Annotated in this window: 1 protein-coding gene; it reads left to right on the plus strand. The window is 69.3% G+C overall.

The annotated features are described in order from the left end of the window. Nucleotides 1-1,485, plus strand: a 1,485-nt coding sequence (locus AZG88_RS31280) for an acetyl-CoA carboxylase biotin carboxylase subunit (RefSeq protein WP_061700077.1), incomplete at both ends; no start/stop codon positions are given.

The following is a 1,485-nucleotide window of genomic DNA, read 5'->3' on the forward strand; positions in this document are numbered from 1 at the left end:
AAGGTGCTCGTCGCGAACCGCGGTGAGATTGCAGTGCGGGTGATCCGGGCCGCAGCCGATGCCGGCCTGGCCAGCGTCGCCGTCTACGCCGAACCCGACGCCGACGCCCCGTTCGTGCGCCTGGCCGACGAAGCATTCGCCCTCGGCGGGCAGACCTCCGCCGAGTCCTACCTGGTGTTCGACAAAATTTTGGACGCCGCCCGCAAGTCCGGCGCCGACGCCATCCACCCCGGCTACGGCTTCCTCTCCGAAAACGCCGACTTCGCCCAGGCCGTGATCGACGCCGGCCTGATCTGGATCGGCCCCTCCCCGCAATCGATCCGCGACCTCGGCGACAAGGTCACCGCCCGGCACATCGCCGAAAAGGCCAAGGCCCCGATGGCCGCCGGCACCAAGGACCCGGTCAAAAACGCCGACGAGGTCGTCGCCTTCGCCCAGGAATACGGGGTCCCCGTCGCCATCAAGGCCGCGTTCGGCGGCGGCGGCCGCGGCATGAAGGTCGCCCACACCATCGAGGAAATCCCCGAACTGTTCGACTCCGCCACCCGCGAGGCCGTCGCCGCGTTCGGCCGCGGCGAATGCTTCGTCGAACAGTATCTGGACAAGGCCCGCCACGTCGAAGCCCAGGTCATCGCCGACCAGCACGGCAACGTCATCGTCGCCGGCACCCGCGACTGCTCCCTGCAACGCCGCTTCCAGAAACTCGTCGAGGAGGCCCCCGCCCCGTTCCTCACCGACGACCAACGCCACCGCATCCACACCTCCGCCAAGGCCATCTGCAAGGAGGCCGGCTACTACGGCGCCGGCACCGTCGAATACCTGGTCCAGGGCGACACCGTCTCCTTCCTCGAGGTCAACACCCGCCTGCAGGTCGAACACCCCGTCACCGAGGAAACCGCCGGCCTCGACCTGGTCCTGCAGCAGTTCAAGATCGCCAACGGCGAACACCTCGACCTCACCGAGGACCCCACCCCCCGCGGGCACTCCTTCGAATTCCGCATCAACGGCGAGGACGCCGGCCGCGGCTTCCTGCCCGCCCCCGGCCCGGTCACCAAGTTCGTCCCGCCCACCGGCCCCGGTGTGCGGATGGACTCCGGCGTCGAAACCGGCTCGGTGATCGGCGGCCAGTTCGACTCCATGCTCGCCAAGCTCATCGTCACCGGCGCCACCCGCGACGAGGCCCTGGCCCGCGCCCGCCGCGCCCTCGCCGAATTCCAGGTCGAAGGACTGGCCACGGTCATCCCGTTCCACCGGGCCATCGTCTCCGACCCCGCCTTCATCGGCGACGGCACCTCCTTCGACGTCTACACCAAGTGGATCGAAACCGAATGGGACAACCAGGTCGAACCGTTCACCGGTAACCAGCCGATCGACGAGGACGAGACCGGGCCCCGGCAGAACGTCGTCGTCGAGGTCGGCGGCCGCCGCGTCGAGGTGTCCCTGCCCGGACAGTTCACCCTCGGCACCGGCGCCGGTGCCGAGGGT

The sequence above is a fragment of the Rhodococcus sp. LB1 genome (assembly GCF_001583455.1).
Lineage (GTDB): Bacteria > Actinomycetota > Actinomycetes > Mycobacteriales > Mycobacteriaceae > Rhodococcus_F > Rhodococcus_F opacus.